A 14962-nucleotide genomic window follows, 5' to 3' on the forward strand; every position below is an offset into this window, starting at 1 on the left:
GATTTTGGATATAAGCTATGACTCTTTTCAATGACATATTCACTTGTATGGTTTGTTGAGCATTAACTGTCAACCGTCAGCAGTCAACAGTTAAAGCAAGGAGAGGTTAGACGAGGTTGATTTGCTAACACCCAATCCCCCATTTTTGCTATTAGTCCCGTCTAAACAAACCAAATATAGGGGCAAGAATTATGCCGAACACAAAACCACCAATGTGCGCCCAATAAGCGACCCCCCCTGTTTGTACACTCATGTTAGCGGCTGCTTGTAGGCTGACAAGACCGGATATAACATTTTGGACAAAGAAAATACCAATAATCACTAGGGCTGGAACACTGATTGTTGTCACAAAGAAACCTAAGAACACTAAAGTTGTCACCCTAGCTTGGGGAAAACGAATCAGATAAGCACCAAGAACCCCAGAAATGGCACCACTAGCACCTAAAGAAGGAATTGTGGAAGACATCCCAATAAACCACTGACACAAGGCGGCTAAAGCACCACAAGCCAAATAAAAAATTAAATATTTGAAATGTCCCAGGCGTTCTTCGATATTGTTACCGAAAACCCAAAGAAATACCATATTTGATATCAAGTGCCACCAACCGCCGTGTAAAAATTGTGAGGTGAATAACGTCGGCCATTCACCAGCTAAATTGGAGGTTAACTCTTGAGGGACTACTGCATACTGGCTGAAGAATTGATTTAACTGTGCATTAGATAGACTCACTTCGTGAAGAAAAACTAAAACGTTCATCCCAATTAAACCGTAGGTGAAATAGGGGGTAATTCGCGTCGGATTTTCGTCGTAGAGGGGAAACACTGGTGTTTTTCCTAATCATTGATAACTGCAATATAGCTTGAATGGTTAGCAGTTGTTTAGTCTAAGTAATTAGGCTTATGCAGCTAGCAAGACTGCTTTAGGGAAAAAAGCATGATACTAAACCTACTCCCTTGAGCTTCTCTTTCCCTACGTTCGTGCGGCGTGTCGTTCGCGTTAGCGTTGCGTAGCAAAGACAGGCAATGGGGGTTTCAACGCCTATCAACCTTTCGAGGAGAGGGGGGATCTTTAGTATCCTTCATGACTTTTCCAACATTCTCTAAAGGCTTATTTTATAAATGCTCTCTAAATCTCTAAAATAGGGAAACCATAGTAGAGATTACCGAATTTGTATTTTTCGCTTGTGGATTTTGGTTTGAGAGTACATTATATTTTTCGCGTCTCATATTATTGATTTGAGTGAGTATGACTTCATCTCGCTGTTGCCAAACTGGAAATATTTTTTGTCTATCATCATTAAATGTCTCCGAATCGATTTGATATATATCACCGACTCGCTTCAGCTTTAAACCCAACAAATTCATTAGACGGCTAAGAACCTTAATTGCTGTAATTCTTTCTTGGCAGCGAATAAAGTCAATGCCCAAAACTCTTTTAATATGTCTACTATGTTGAAAGACCACATCTTTGAGCCAAATTAAGTCAGAGGCATTTTCCGTAAATTCTCGTTCTATATCAATAAATTGGGGCATACCTAAGGCTCTCATTGCCTCAACTTCTAACGTATAGGTTTTCAAATCTGGCAGAAAAACTTTACCATTACCCCAGGATAATTGTTGATGCCATTCCTGTTGGTCTCTAATTTGAAAATACTCACTTTCATGGGTCAGGTAGTAGTGAATTAACAGTTGAGTATAATATCCTTGGTCATCTCTTAACTTGAGCGAAGGAGTGACAAAGATGCCATATCTTTGGCGGAGATTATATTTTTGAATTTGATTGCGTTCTTCATCAGTTAGAGAATGCTTGGCTGAAAGATGTTCATATTCTAAATAATCAATGTCTTTAGCAGCAGCTACATTATGGGCAGAAGTGAGTTGATTTTGCTGCTTAATTTTTTTAATTTGACGCTTGATTTCTTTACCTTTATGCCGCTTTTCTACCCAATCTTTCTGCACTTTGACAATTTCTAGAACTAATCTTTGGCGTTCTTTCAAATCACTTGGCTCTGTTGCGAGGAATGCCAAGCGTAAATCTCGAATAATATTATTGTGAACGGCATTACTCCGCAAGCGAATTTGATGCCCATCTGTAGTTAATCCTTCTTCCATCGATTGGCGATAGATACGAACAGAAGCATTTACTCTGGCGGATAATTTAGCCCATGTTCGTAAATGAATAGGGTCATAAACTAAGGGTAAATCTACATCTATTTTGTGTAATGGACTAAGCAAAGCTAGATTTTCTTTTTGATTCTCCTGATACCAATCGGATAGTAAACGATAATTGGTACTACCACTGCCAATTAAACCAATACCCCGTTTAGCACACCAGACAATTCTTGGTACATTATCCCTAACTCTCGCTAGGGCTTGTCGTGCTTCTGAGTCAGGAATTACTCCTTGAAAAATGCCATACACCCGGTCAAAGTGCTGCACATCAATACTAATACCTGTTCCTAAGCTAGGAGTCACAAACACATTACTATATTCGGTAATTTTCTGGTTAATAGCTGCAACGAAATCGACTGCTGCATGACCAGGAGTGTTAGTTGTGTGACTATTAACTACTAGGGTTTTGGGAAATTCGTATCGCAGTTTTTCTAAACGTTCTTTAAGATAACGTTCAATTGTTTCGCAGCTATAACGTCCGGAACGGCTATCAGTGGTGACGTAACATTTACGTCCTGCTAGCAAGTCTAATTCTAATTGCTGAATTAATGGTATGGGGTTAGGGGAATCATAAAAAGTTACTTCCCATCCTCGTTGTGGCTTCCATTGATTTATTAATACCCAAGGGGTGATTTTACAGCCAGATAAACCTTGTAAATATTCTAAAGATACGTCTGACAAATCAGCATCTTGGGCAATTACTAAGCCACCTGTTGATAAAACTAGAGAAATTAATTGTTGAAATAATTTTAAAATCTTGACACGTTTATGTTTACAAGTATTACTGTTGAGCAAATGCCACAAAGACTGCTCAACTTCATCGAGAATTATGATTGCACCTTGCCATTCTTCTGGGCGTAGTTTCCATATAGAATCAACGCATAAGCCTAAAGATGGTGTTTCTGTATTTTTTAGCCAATCACTATTTTTTGTTAAACCTTCTGTATGATTAATTCCCCATTGAATACCAATTTTTTCACATAAAAAACGTCCTAACTGAATCCTATGGGTAATTAATAATACAGATCTGTTAATATTTTTGGCTTGTTGGACAACCGCTTGTAATGATGTCGTTTTACCTGTACCTTTCGCTGATTTGACACCAACTAATCCAGAGCTAGGAAAGGGTATTTCTGCTAAATATGGAAGATTCACTGTTATGGCTGCTGGAATTGTTAGTTCGCTGTGCGGTTTGATTTGAGCAAGGTAAATTTCTAAATCTACACTTTGACGATAAACTTTTTCAAAAACACTTGCGCCTTTAGCAACAATTAACTCATCTACACCCTTTTCTAACCCTGGGAGTTCGATAACTTTTACAGGACATTTTCTTGCTTGGAATAAACAACCTAGTTGGGAAATGGCATTACTAACAGCTGCTATTTTTTTCTGTTGAGTTTCATAATCAAAGCAGATATAAAAAGTCCGCTTTATTGCCGTAAATACAGCTAAGTCAGGGATTAGCTGGCGGCTAGTGACTTTACCAAATTTATCTTTAACAACTCTATAACCACTGGTAATCCCCGGAATTGCGATCGCCGCATATCCCTGAGACAATAATGCTGCGGCTTTCTTGGCTCCCTCGCAAATGATGACTGGTATGTTGCGCTCCATTACCCATTGCCAAAAGCCTTCTGCTTCACCTTGGGAATTAATGGTGATATCTTCAGGAATCGGGAAATTGTAACGCCCTGAGACTTGTCTCCATATCGCTAATGTTACCCGCAGACAGAATATCCGCGTTGCTGTGCTGGGGGGATGTTCATATTTGATAGATTTGCCATTTTGATTCGTGCGCGGTTGATTTGGCTTAAAACATCCCCATTCCATACCTTGCCAATTGTTGAGAGGATCTAACCCAGAACACCACCAACCACCAGCCGTAACATGACTGTAAAGGTGTAACCAGCCACTTTTAACCATTCCCGTATTGGTGCGGGGTAGGTGTTCGGAAATTAATAGATGCTCATAGGCGCTTACGCCTTGGAGAGACTTAAAATTAAGCTGAGTCAAGTGTAATTCTATACCACTATCCTTGACTAATTCTTCCAGGTGTTGTGGGTGTAAATCTAGCAGACGCATGGGAAAACCGCGAACGGAATTAAGATGAATTTAAAACTTAGCACGCCTTGACTAGTTTGTTATGGAAGAAAATATGATAAATACTAGATATTTTTATTACACAGTCTTGTGAAATACATCGGTATAGGTGACAGTGGTTGATTTTGTCAGATCCCATTGCTCAAGTAATAAGTTTGTATTGTAATATTTGATGCTATTAATTTTTATAGTTCGGTAATATTTCCAGTTTACGTCAAATAGCATAGACTTATAAGCTTTGTCAATCAAAAGTTTTCTCATAATTGTAGATATAGATGGGTTACTCAAAGAATTTATTGTTTAATACAAAAAAATAAAGCTTCATACTTATGTCTATAAGTAAAACTCTAGTTGATTCACTTGATAAAATTATTTATGCCTAAGTATGTAGCAAAATTTTACGTAAGACATTTTACGAGAGATAAGGTAGCAAGCTGTATAGTGTCCCAGTGATTTGATTGATGCTGGGACAGCACCCAAACATGAAAAGCTTCAGAAAACTTAAGTTGTATCAGGGACTAAAAACTACCGTAATTCTTCTAGTGGTTTTGAGTATATTATTGTGGGGATTTTTATCTTACACTGTACAGCGTTCTCTTCCTCTAGAAAATGGAGCGATCGCTTTACCCTCAATCAAATCTGAAGTTACCATCAAACGCGACCAATGGGGAATCCCCCATATCTACGCCACCAATTCCCATGATTTATTCATGGCTCAAGGTTATATTCATGCACAAGACCGCTTTTGGCAAATGGATGCAGAAATGAAGGCTGATTTACAAGCGCAAACTTGAATATCACCCAATGCTTTGGCAACAGCAGACAGTAATAGCTAACACGGTGGCAAAATTACAACTCATTCCCCAATAAGTTATTAAGGGTTAGAGGTGATGGAAGAAATATTTTTATCCTTTTTTGAATTGTTAGTGGTAGTTAATCATTACCTAAATTTATCTATAGAGGAAGGCAATTGAGTCCAATACAGACCTAACCCCCAACCCCTTCCCTTGTAGGGAAGGGGAGTGGGACTCAAAGCCTCTCTCCTGCGAGGAGAGAGGTTTGGAGAGAGGTCAAAGTGTATTGCATACAAACGAGAAGCGCTATATAGAGTAATGCAAAAACCACATCAACTATTAAATAAACAGCCTATGTTAATATCTTGTTGAACTAGCGTCCCAAAACCAGTCTATAGGAGGACACACAACACAATTGTTCGCCAAGTGAATCCTCCTTTTGTAGCAATCTATGTATAATTATCTTCCACCACTCTTGGAAATCTAACACTAGTCAGTACGGTATTTATATGGCACGTACTCGTTCTAAATCTGACCTGCCTACAAAAATCTGTCCGGTATGTCAACGTCCCTTTACATGGCGGAAAAAATGGGAAGATTGCTGGGACGAGGTGAAATATTGCTCAGAACGATGTCGCCGCCGTCGTTCTGAGGCTAAAACTGGGGACTGAATCAGTTAACCGTCAACTGATACACCCAATATTCAAACTAAAACGCAAATAGTGCAGGGTATAAATGAAGTCACAGGTGCAACCAAAATTAATTATTCATGGGGGAGCAGGTAGTTCTCTCCACGGCAAAGGTGGATTAGAAGCAGTGCGCCAAACACTCCATGCAATAGTAGAGGAAGTCTACACCCTATTATTGTCAGGAGCGAATGCTTCTGTCGCAGTGGTGCGGGGTTGTCAACTGTTGGAAGATGAACCCCGCTTCAATGCTGGTACTGGTTCGGTGCTGCAATCTGATGGGCAAATCCGTATGAGTGCTTCCATCATGGATGGTGCATTAGGACGCTTTAGTGGTGTAATAAATGTTTCACGGGTAAAAAATCCGATTGAGTTAGCACAATTTTTACAAAATTCCCCAGACCGAGTGCTGTCAGATTACGGCTCGGCTGAATTAGCCAGGGAAATGCAAATTCCTAGCTATAACGCTTTAACTGAGCTGCGATTACAAGAATGGATACAAGAAAGACAAGATAATTTCAAAAGAACAATGGCTGGGGTAATAGCCGAACCAGAACTTTTGGAAACTAGTAATGCCGGACGTGGCACAATCGGCGTAGTAGCTTTAGATACCTATGGTAAACTAGCAGTTGGTACATCTACAGGTGGCAAAGGCTTTGAGCGCATTGGACGCGTCAGTGATTCTGCTATGCCAGCAGGTAATTATGCTACTAGTTATGCCGCCGTCAGCTGTACAGGCATCGGCGAAGATATTATTGATGAGTGCCTAGCCCCCAAGATTGTCATTCGTGTCACAGATGGATTGTCTCTGCAAGAGTCTATGCAGCGCTCCTTTGCCGAAGCACACGAAAATAAAAGAGATTTCGGAGCGATCGCCTTAGATGCCACCGGAGCGATCTCCTGGGGTAAAACTTGTGACATTATCCTCGCCGCCTTTCATGATGGCGAAAAAATTGGGGATACATTAGAACTCCCAGGTGGTACCCAGGTGGGTAGTATCAGTTAGGGATTGGGGACAAAAAAGTAAAAAGTAAAAAGGTTTTTTCTTTTGACTTTTGCCTTTTGACTTTTGCCTTGAATTGGGGACTTCTCCCCCTGCTCCCTGCCCCCTGCCCCCCTGCCTCCTGCTGCCCCCTACTCCCCTGCTCAAGATTCCCCACTCTTCTTCCGCCATCCCGGTTTTACCACCTGACGAGTCCGGGCTATTACTAAGGAATCATTCGGCACATCTTCTGTGATGGTTGAACCGGCAGCTACATAAACATCATCCCCCAATGTTACAGGGGCAACTAATACACTATTGGAACCAGTTTTCGTGCGATCGCCTATTTTTGTGCGATGCTTCTTCACACCATCGTAGTTGGCGGTGATTGTCCCTGCACCAATATTGACCTGTGTTCCCGCAGTCGCATCACCCAAATATGATAGATGCGCTACGTTAGTGCGATCGCCTAATTCTGTATTTTTCAACTCGACAAAATTACCAATACGGCAATTAGCACCCACTTGGGCATGACCGCGCAAATGGGCATAAGGGCCGATTTTAGCGCCATTTTGGATGGTACTATCTGTTATGACTGAATACTGAACAGTAACATTTGCCCCCAGCTGGCTATTTTCAATTAAACTTCCCGGCCCGATGCGGCTCCCTGTTTGAATGAATGTATTGCCCCGGAGGTGGGTTTGGGGTTCAATAATCACATCAGGCTGTAAGTCTACAGTGTCATCAATTGTGATGCTATTGGGGTCTATGAGAGTGACACCAGCCATCATCCATTGTTCTTTGACTCGCCTTTGCAAAATTTCGTAGGCTGTAGCTAATTGCAGGCGATCGTTAATCCCCAAAATTTCTTGATAATCTTCTACGTCTACCGCCATCACCTGACCAACTTGGGTAACAGCATCTGTTAGGTAATATTCCTTTTGGGCGTTGTTTGCCTCCAGATGGGGTAATACTTGCGCTAAATTTTCCCAACGGAAGCAATAAATGCCGGCATTAATCCGGTGATTTTGCCTCTGGGCTGGAGAACAATCTTTGTCTTCAACAATTTGCTGCACAATATTGTTACCGTTACAAAAAACCCGTCCGTAGCCTTTAGGATTGGGTAGGTGAGATGTCAGGATAGTAGCGGCATTTTGATTTGTTTGGTGAGTTTGTAATAGCTGTTCTAAGGTCTGAGTGCGTAACAGTGGCACATCACCATTAAGTACTAGCAAATCCCCTGTGTAACCCTCAAGGTGGGGAAGCAATTGTTGGATCGCATGACCTGTTCCTAACTGCACAGTCTGCTCCACAAACTCCAGATGAAGAGACTGGAGACCTGTTTTAACTTGTTCAGCCTGATAACCGACAATGACGAGTCGCCGTGAAGGTGAAAGCGGTTCTACGCTGTCAATAACTCTTTCCACTAGCGATCGCCCACCCAAAGGGTGTAAAACTTTGGGTAAGTCCGATTTCATCCTTGTGCCGCGTCCTGCTGCTAGTATTGCTACGACTACCATAATTAGCTATTAGCTTTCAATAAATAGCGCTGTTGCGCTTGGTACTTTGAGATTTAGGCTCAAATCATACCAGCTAATGAGGGAGCATGGGGACTGGGGATAATTCCTGAATCAGCACTCACTATTCGGCACTTCCCAAATCCTTATGGTGTGAGAGAATAAATTCGGCAAACTGCTGCATCAATTTGGGATTACGCCATCCCATTTCAGTTTCATCAAGCATCATACACAATGCTTCTTCTGGAGTATAAGCTCTTTTGTAGGGACGTTCGCTAGTTAACGCATCATAAATATCAATAATTTGAAACACTTGGGCTAAGTAGGGAATTTCATCCCCTTTGAGTCCATCAGGGTAACCTGAACCATCCCAACGTTCGTGGTGATGACGAATAATGGGAACTACACCCTGCATACTGCGTAGAGGTTGACAGATTTTTTCCCCGATTAAAACGTGTTGCTTCATAATTACCCAATCTTCAGGGGTAAGTTTGCCTGTTTTTAGCAAGACTGCATCGGGAATCCCTACCTTACCGATATCGTGGAGATAGCCACCCCACATTAAATCTCGAATTTGGTGACGCGAAAGATTAAGGTACTCACCAAAGGCTTGTCCTAAGTTGACTAAGCGTTCGCAGTGGTCGCCCGTATTGGGATCACGGCTTTCAATAGCTCTAGCTATGGAAAATAGTACTTGTGCGGCATGGTCTAAATCTTCATTCAACCGCTTCTGTTGTACCAGTGATTTGACCCGCGCTACTAATTCTACTCGGTCAAAAGGTTTACTTAAGAAATCATCTGCACCTACTTCAATACCTCGGATGCGCGATCGCCTATCATTCAAGGCCGTGATAAAAATTACGGGGATCAATCGAGTATGTTCATCTTGCTTGAGTAATTGACATACTTCAAACCCATCCATTTCGGGCATCATTACATCGAGCAAGATCAGATCAGGTTGTTGTTGTCCCACCAGTTTTATCGCCGTAGCACCGCTATCTGCCTCAATTACTGCGTAGCCTTCCATACCCAACAGGGCAGCAGCCGTCATCCGACTAGCACTGTGATCATCCACTACTAAAATTTTTGGTGATTCTGCATCAAAGCCTTTCACTTGAGAAATTTGGGCTTGTAAATTTCCAGAGATTAAAGAGTTGTAACCAGAATTAATCCCACAGGTCAACCAAGTAGTAGTTTGTGTGTTTTCACTAACCAGAAAATCTTCTTTGGACAATGCGAAGGAACTATCTTTGGCGTTTTGTAATCCGGAAACGCGATTTGAACTAATACTATTTAATTTGTTTGGGGGGTCTGACCCACTAACGTTATGTTCAGTAGAGGTTGTATTATCACCACTCCTTTTAATCACAGAAGTACCCCAATCGTTTAAAAAATTAATAGCGCCCGACTTCAAACCAAACTCCGTAGCCGAATATATCCAGCCGACTTTTCAAAAGTTTTATGTCCTATGTAAAGCTGACTGTTTAAGTTAACACACCTGATTTTTTTTGCGATGTCAAAAGGCAAAAATTGTACTGAAAATAATTCTTCTACTAACTTCCCTATTTCTAACTCCAGTATGATGAATACTCGCAAATGTTAAATCAGGTTTTTTACTGATATTTATTAACATAATAGCGCCAGAAAAAATCATAATTGTTCAATCCATATACAGGTTGGGAGGTTTGAGTTTCTTTGCTTCTATTTAGCTGGTACAAAATCGGTGTTTATTTTCTTTCAGAGCATTAAGCAAATCATCACATAATTTCAATTCACAGGTAAAATCGTATATTACAATACATAAATTATACAAACTTAATATTCATGCCTCAATTTATTTAGGAAAATTTGGAAATCTTGTTGAAATTTTTACATTTGTTCTCAGTAAATATTTTGAAACTATGACTATTTAAGTATTAATACTGAATAGACACTCCTAAATACATTAGAAGCAACTGGGCATAATTTACGGGGAATTACTCAGAGCTTATATCTCAGGACTCATTACTGATCGCGGTAAACACCGTTTCCGCCAACGTGATGTAGGTTCCAGCGAACTTGCTTGTTGTTCTTGTCGTCGGCGCGCCACGATCACATCAGCAGGATCATTAAGTTTTGGATCGCGGTAAGGAATTGCTGCACGAGTTAAAAGGTGTTCCTCCTCTGCTTGAGAAAGGGGAGGAAGTATTGAGTGGATGTTGCATTCAAAGCTTTGAGGATGCGCTGCAACAGTACCAGGCGATCGCCTACCAACTGGTGGAGTCGAACCTATATGCAATCCTGCCATTAACAGTGCTGTACGTACCGCAGCCGCACAAGAATAAGTTGCTAACAAGCCACTCTCGTGTAAACACAGTGCTACTTGTTGAATAAATTCCACACTCCATAATTGTGGACACTGGGGAGGTGAAAAGGGGTCTAAAAAAATAGCATCAGCTTGAAAATTTAAATGATTTACTTCACGAATAGCGTTTCTAGCATCGCCAATTATAAGTTTTGCCTTGAGGCGATCTGTTTGCACCTGTTGTTCAAAAGCTAACCTAGTCAAAATATCTGTGTATGGGTAGTTCCAGTTATCGAATAACTGATGCTCAATAGCTGCTTGGGGTACAGAGAGATTCATTTCTAAAGCAATTAATTCAACAGCACAATTAGGATTCACTTCCCAAATTGTCTCCAAGGCTGCGGCTGTGTTGTATCCTAGTCCATAACAAATATCTAATAAGCGCAAAACTGGTTGGTGAGCAGCTATAGCCAACTGAGTCGGACTGACAAACTTGAAAAAACTTTCCTGTTTGGCTCCGAAATGACTGTGGAAAGCCTCATTAAATTCTTGGGAGAAAAAGGTAAAAGAACCGTCTCCTGTGGGCTGGGGTATAAATTTTTGCAATTCCGACATGAGTAGATAAACGTTAATATTTATAGTTTAGATAAAGCAGGAGACTATACTTCAACACTGCTCAGTAGACAGGATATTTTTTAGTGGAAAAGTCCCTTATGACGGATACTCAATTTGTTGTTTCATCGAGTTGGCTTTTGCAAAACCTTCACAATATCGATGTTGTGATTGTTGACTGTCGCTTTTCTCTAGCCGATCCACAGTTAGGAAAACAGCAGTACCAAACAAGTCATATAGAAGGAGCCTATTACCTCGACTTAAATTTGGATCTTTCCAGTCCTGTGGGTGAGCATGGTGGGAGACATCCTTTACCTAATCCGGATGAGCTAGCACAGAAGTTAGCAAGTATGGGGATAGAGTTTCAAAAAACTTTGGTTGTTGCTTATGATGATTCTCGCTTTGCTTTTGCTTCTCGTCTGTGGTGGTTATTGCGCTATTTAGGACATGAGCAAGTTGCGGTGCTAAATGGGGGATTTAGCCAATGGGAACAAGCTGGCTATCCTATTACTGATGTTATTCCTCAAGTTAAAACAGCTAACTTTGTGCCGCAAATACAAACACAACTGTTAGTAGATATTAATATTGTTAAAACTCGTAAAGATTTACCGCAGGTCGTTTTGGTCGATTCAAGAGAGAGCGATCGCTACCGAGGTGAACGAGAGCCAATTGATAAAATTGCAGGTCATATTCCTGGCGCAGTCAACTATCCTTGGATGGAAGTTACAGATAGTAGTGGCTACTCAATTCCCTTAACAGAACATCAACAAAGATGGCAAAATCTGGCGACAGCCGAAGAAATTTTAGTTTACTGTGGTTCGGGTGTAACAGCTTGTGTGAACCTACTCTCTTTAGAAGTAGCCGGGATTCATACAGGTAAACTGTATGCAGGTAGTTGGAGTGATTGGATTAGTTATTAGTTATTGGTCATTGGTCATTGGTGTACAACCTTTGAATTGACCAAATCTAAAATTCTCCAATTTTCAAATGATAGTTAATATTCAAAAACCAGCTTTCAAAATCAATATTACTTGCTGTAGAATCACCAAAACTAAAGCCAGTCTGAAGATTCAAGCTACTAGAACCGGATATACGGTAAATAATGCTGCCATATAAGCGATGATATTGATCGGTGCGATGAGCTACGCCTTGGCGATCGCGTTCTGTAAAGTCTGATAAGTTTAACTGATAGTTCAACCCAATCTTTAGAGGCTTTTGCAGGGAATAACTTAAAGATAACCAGAAGGAGTTCATGATCCGACTACGATCATCCGGATCAGCTAACTTCCAACTCAATTCGTAAAAGCTATCTAGGGTGAGTTTGTCGGTGAGAGGATCTCTTCTGCCTAAAGATAAATATAAAGAGTTCTCATTTAGAAAGCGATTCCCGGCTTGGAAGACATCGCTGTTTTTAGCATAAAAAAACTGTTGATTACTCCAACCGATTTCACCATACATTCGTTTGGAAAACTGTTGATAAATACCCAAGTTAAATGCTAACTGGTTGTAATTGTACTTTGTTTGATCTACATAACGAATCAAATTACCCTCAATCGATCCACTTAAATAAGTACTCTTTCCCAAGGGAAAATATGCTGAAGCGAGTCTCAATCCATAAAAAAACAACCCATCTTCTATCGGTGAAGTATCAGACGAAAAAACATTATCTGTATGAAAATAGCCTACATAAGCTTGTAACGAACCTATGGGTTTAAACTTATCTCTAGGTTTCTCTATCGGAGGTTGTGGCGGTTGTTCAATCGGTGCTGGTAATGTTCTCTCTCTCACCCTTAATCCTAATTCCCGGTAACTTTCCCCTTCCGAACTTGGCTGTTTTGCTTCCCGCAACCTTTGTCTTAGTCTCTCTAACCTTGCACCGTAATTTACTGGGGGTGAATTTAATAAAGGTTCCATCGGTTTCTGGTTAGGTTGAGGAACAAAGCCAGGTTGTCCTTCTAACTGAGGAGATTCATTATTTTGCTGACTAATACTATGATTAGGAAGTATGAAATCAGGTTCATCAGTGGGAATAACTTCAGGAGTTGGCGATTTTGCGGCTATGATATCTGATAGGATCTGTTGTCTAGATAAACTATCAAACCCATCTAACTGAGACAACGGCGAGTTAGTGCTAGTTTGGCATATCGTTGAATTTCTGTTTTCAATATAAAAATATTTTTCTTCGTTATCTATCTGATTATGACAATATAATCTATCAGACTGTTTAACCTTTGCTGCATCTGCTTTAATGCAAAAGCCGCTTCCGCTAATAGAAGCAACCAAGATCGTTAGTAAAAAATGTTGCCAGCCTTGAAGATACATCTTAATGAATCGATGTAAAGATGAATCTCAATATTACACTTAAATGTACACAATTTCATATTATATTTAGCAGATGAAAATGAGATATTTTATAGTCAAAACAAACTAGAATATAAAATTAACAAAATAATAATTTAAAAATTTAAGTTGGTTTTGCTGGGTTAGTTTCAGTTAAATTTTTTTAAATTCAAAATTATGCGCTTGAACCTTATCCCATTATTTTCCCTTGGATTATGCGGGGTGATGGTATTGATTTCGCCACCTCAGGTGAATGCCAATACTCCCTTAAATCGTGCTGAGGTTCAGAGCATTCGTAACTTTGTGCAATTAATTCAAAGAGCATCTAGAAATAAACGTCCAGCACAGAAATTGGATGCAATTATTCCAGGGGATGGACTATCAACTGGTCGAGCTTCTTTAGCAGACTTGCGTTTCAACGACGGTTCTCTGGCAAGGGTTGGAGAACAAGCAGTATTTCAATTTATGCCCAGGACGCGGAATTTTCGATTGTCTAATGGGACAGTATTACTACTAATTCCACCAGGAAGAGGACAAACACGTATTCAAACACCAAGCGCAACAGCCGCCATTCGTGGTTCGGCGCTATTCATTCGTTATGACCAAAAAACGGATACGACGATTATTGGTGCGCTGACAAATAGTGGGATAGCAGTGTCTAACAAGGACGCATCTCAAACTCAACCGCTAAAAGCAGGACAACTTTTAGTTCTTGTCAAAGGTGAAATTCAGAGTTTATATGATTTTGATCTACAAAATTTTTATGAAACAAGTGATTTGGCTGAGGGTTTAGATTTAACTGGCAAAAACTCTTCAGCAACACCAGACCCAGCTATTGCGGGTGTCAGAGCAGAAATTATGGCCGCGTTGGCAACACAGTCACCTCTCGTTGGTAAAGGGGTGATGGAAAACCCAGCTTTTTTAGAACTAAGTACTACTTCCTCTGAGGTAATAGATGAAGATACTGACGAAGATGATTTCATAACCGATAATTTTCTGGTTGATTCATTAGTAGAAACAGGAGAAATTTTGTTCCAAAATGCTCAACAACTTGGGGATAATGCTGATGGCAATCTAAATAATATCAATAATATACAACCAGACCCGCCTCTACCCGACAACCCAGACCCACCGCCACCACCACCAGACCCACCACCACCACCACCACCAGACCCACCACCGCCACCACCACCAGACCCACCACCGCCACCACCACCAGACCCACCACCACCACCACCGCCCTAACAAGTTGGGGAGGATATGGGGCTTATGCGCTGAAGTTGGAAATTTTGATTTCCACATAAAAGATCATTGCCCGGATTTCCCACCAATTCTTGCAACCTCAGTCCAAAGTCTGTAGGGGCAGGTTCAGCGATATGCTCGAATCATTCACGAGTCTTTTGCTCAACCCGCCTCTACTGTTTGTCATAAATGCGGGATTGGAGCATTTGAGTGCGTGAGTTCTGAGATATTAG

General features: G+C 40.7%; 11 protein-coding genes. 5 read left to right on the top strand and 6 right to left on the bottom strand.

Translation table 11 applies throughout. The features are described from left to right. Positions 1-151: 151 nt before the first annotated feature. A complete protein-coding gene (locus GSQ19_RS14135) occupies positions 152-823 on the bottom strand; it encodes a rhomboid family intramembrane serine protease (protein WP_011318574.1) in 672 nt (223 codons plus the stop codon). A gap of 311 nt (positions 824-1134) precedes the next feature. Beyond that, positions 1135-4254, bottom strand: a complete 3120-nt coding sequence (locus tag GSQ19_RS14140; RefSeq protein ID WP_011318575.1) for a plasmid replication protein, CyRepA1 family — start codon at positions 4252-4254, stop codon at positions 1135-1137. Positions 4255-4754: 500 nt separating this feature from the next. On the opposite strand from GSQ19_RS14140, the gene GSQ19_RS14145 reads away from it, so the two are divergent. From GSQ19_RS14145 to GSQ19_RS14155, 3 genes are all read left to right on the top strand, one after another. Next, the gene (locus GSQ19_RS14145) at positions 4755-5066 is read left to right on the top strand and encodes a penicillin acylase family protein (protein ID WP_011318576.1); all 312 of its coding nucleotides are present in this window, start codon (positions 4755-4757) and stop codon (positions 5064-5066) included. Between the two features lie 509 nt (positions 5067-5575). Next, a complete protein-coding gene (locus tag GSQ19_RS14150) occupies positions 5576-5737 on the top strand; it encodes a DUF2256 domain-containing protein (RefSeq protein WP_010998064.1) in 162 nt (53 codons plus the stop codon). 64 nt (positions 5738-5801) lie between these two features. Further along, on the top strand, positions 5802-6758 hold the full coding sequence (locus tag GSQ19_RS14155) for an isoaspartyl peptidase/L-asparaginase (RefSeq protein ID WP_011318577.1): 957 nt from the start codon (positions 5802-5804) through the stop codon (positions 6756-6758). A gap of 140 nt (positions 6759-6898) precedes the next feature. On the opposite strand, the gene glmU is transcribed toward GSQ19_RS14155, so the two are convergent. The 3 genes from glmU to GSQ19_RS14170 form a co-directional block, all read right to left on the bottom strand. After that, entirely contained in the window at positions 6899-8254 is a 1356-nt protein-coding gene (glmU, locus tag GSQ19_RS14160; RefSeq protein ID WP_011318578.1) for a bifunctional UDP-N-acetylglucosamine diphosphorylase/glucosamine-1-phosphate N-acetyltransferase GlmU, read from the bottom strand. Between the two features lie 121 nt (positions 8255-8375). Next, entirely contained in the window at positions 8376-9620 is a 1245-nt protein-coding gene (locus GSQ19_RS14165; protein ID WP_011318579.1) for a response regulator, read from the bottom strand. A 618-nt stretch (positions 9621-10238) separates the two neighbouring features. Next, entirely contained in the window at positions 10239-11150 is a 912-nt protein-coding gene (locus tag GSQ19_RS14170; protein ID WP_011318580.1) for a tRNA (5-methylaminomethyl-2-thiouridine)(34)-methyltransferase MnmD, read from the bottom strand. A 98-nt stretch (positions 11151-11248) separates the two neighbouring features. Between GSQ19_RS14170 and GSQ19_RS14175 the strand changes: the two genes are divergently transcribed. Beyond that, positions 11249-12067: a sulfurtransferase gene (locus GSQ19_RS14175; protein ID WP_011318581.1), complete on the top strand. Its 819-nt coding sequence runs from the start codon at positions 11249-11251 to the stop codon at positions 12065-12067. 46 nt (positions 12068-12113) lie between these two features. Here the strand turns inward: GSQ19_RS14175 and GSQ19_RS14180 are convergent, their stop codons facing one another. Then, a complete protein-coding gene (locus tag GSQ19_RS14180) occupies positions 12114-13469 on the bottom strand; it encodes a hypothetical protein (protein WP_011318582.1) in 1356 nt (451 codons plus the stop codon). A gap of 243 nt (positions 13470-13712) precedes the next feature. Here GSQ19_RS14180 and GSQ19_RS14185 point away from each other — a divergent pair, with 243 nt between their 5' ends. Next, the gene (locus GSQ19_RS14185) at positions 13713-14732 is read left to right on the top strand and encodes a FecR domain-containing protein (RefSeq protein WP_236577839.1); all 1020 of its coding nucleotides are present in this window, start codon (positions 13713-13715) and stop codon (positions 14730-14732) included. The last annotated feature ends 230 nt before the right edge of the window (positions 14733-14962 follow it).

The organism is Trichormus variabilis 0441, assembly GCF_009856605.1.
Classification (GTDB): domain Bacteria; phylum Cyanobacteriota; class Cyanobacteriia; order Cyanobacteriales; family Nostocaceae; genus Trichormus; species Trichormus variabilis.

What these genes read in the sequence shown, in the direction of transcription:
- GSQ19_RS14140 (WP_011318575.1), bottom strand. Translation starts at nt 4,254, where the DNA reads ATGCGTCTGCTAGATTTACACCCACAACACCTGGAAGAATTAGTCAAG.
- GSQ19_RS14145 (WP_011318576.1), top strand. Translation starts at nt 4,755, where the DNA reads ATGAAAAGCTTCAGAAAACTTAAGTTGTATCAGGGACTAAAAACTACC.
- GSQ19_RS14150 (WP_010998064.1), top strand. Translation starts at nt 5,576, where the DNA reads ATGGCACGTACTCGTTCTAAATCTGACCTGCCTACAAAAATCTGTCCG.
- GSQ19_RS14155 (WP_011318577.1), top strand. Translation starts at nt 5,802, where the DNA reads ATGAAGTCACAGGTGCAACCAAAATTAATTATTCATGGGGGAGCAGGT.
- glmU (WP_011318578.1), bottom strand. Translation starts at nt 8,254, where the DNA reads ATGGTAGTCGTAGCAATACTAGCAGCAGGACGCGGCACAAGGATGAAA.
- GSQ19_RS14170 (WP_011318580.1), bottom strand. Translation starts at nt 11,150, where the DNA reads ATGTCGGAATTGCAAAAATTTATACCCCAGCCCACAGGAGACGGTTCT.
- GSQ19_RS14175 (WP_011318581.1), top strand. Translation starts at nt 11,249, where the DNA reads ATGACGGATACTCAATTTGTTGTTTCATCGAGTTGGCTTTTGCAAAAC.
- GSQ19_RS14180 (WP_011318582.1), bottom strand. Translation starts at nt 13,469, where the DNA reads ATGTATCTTCAAGGCTGGCAACATTTTTTACTAACGATCTTGGTTGCT.
- GSQ19_RS14185 (WP_236577839.1), top strand. Translation starts at nt 13,713, where the DNA reads ATGGTATTGATTTCGCCACCTCAGGTGAATGCCAATACTCCCTTAAAT.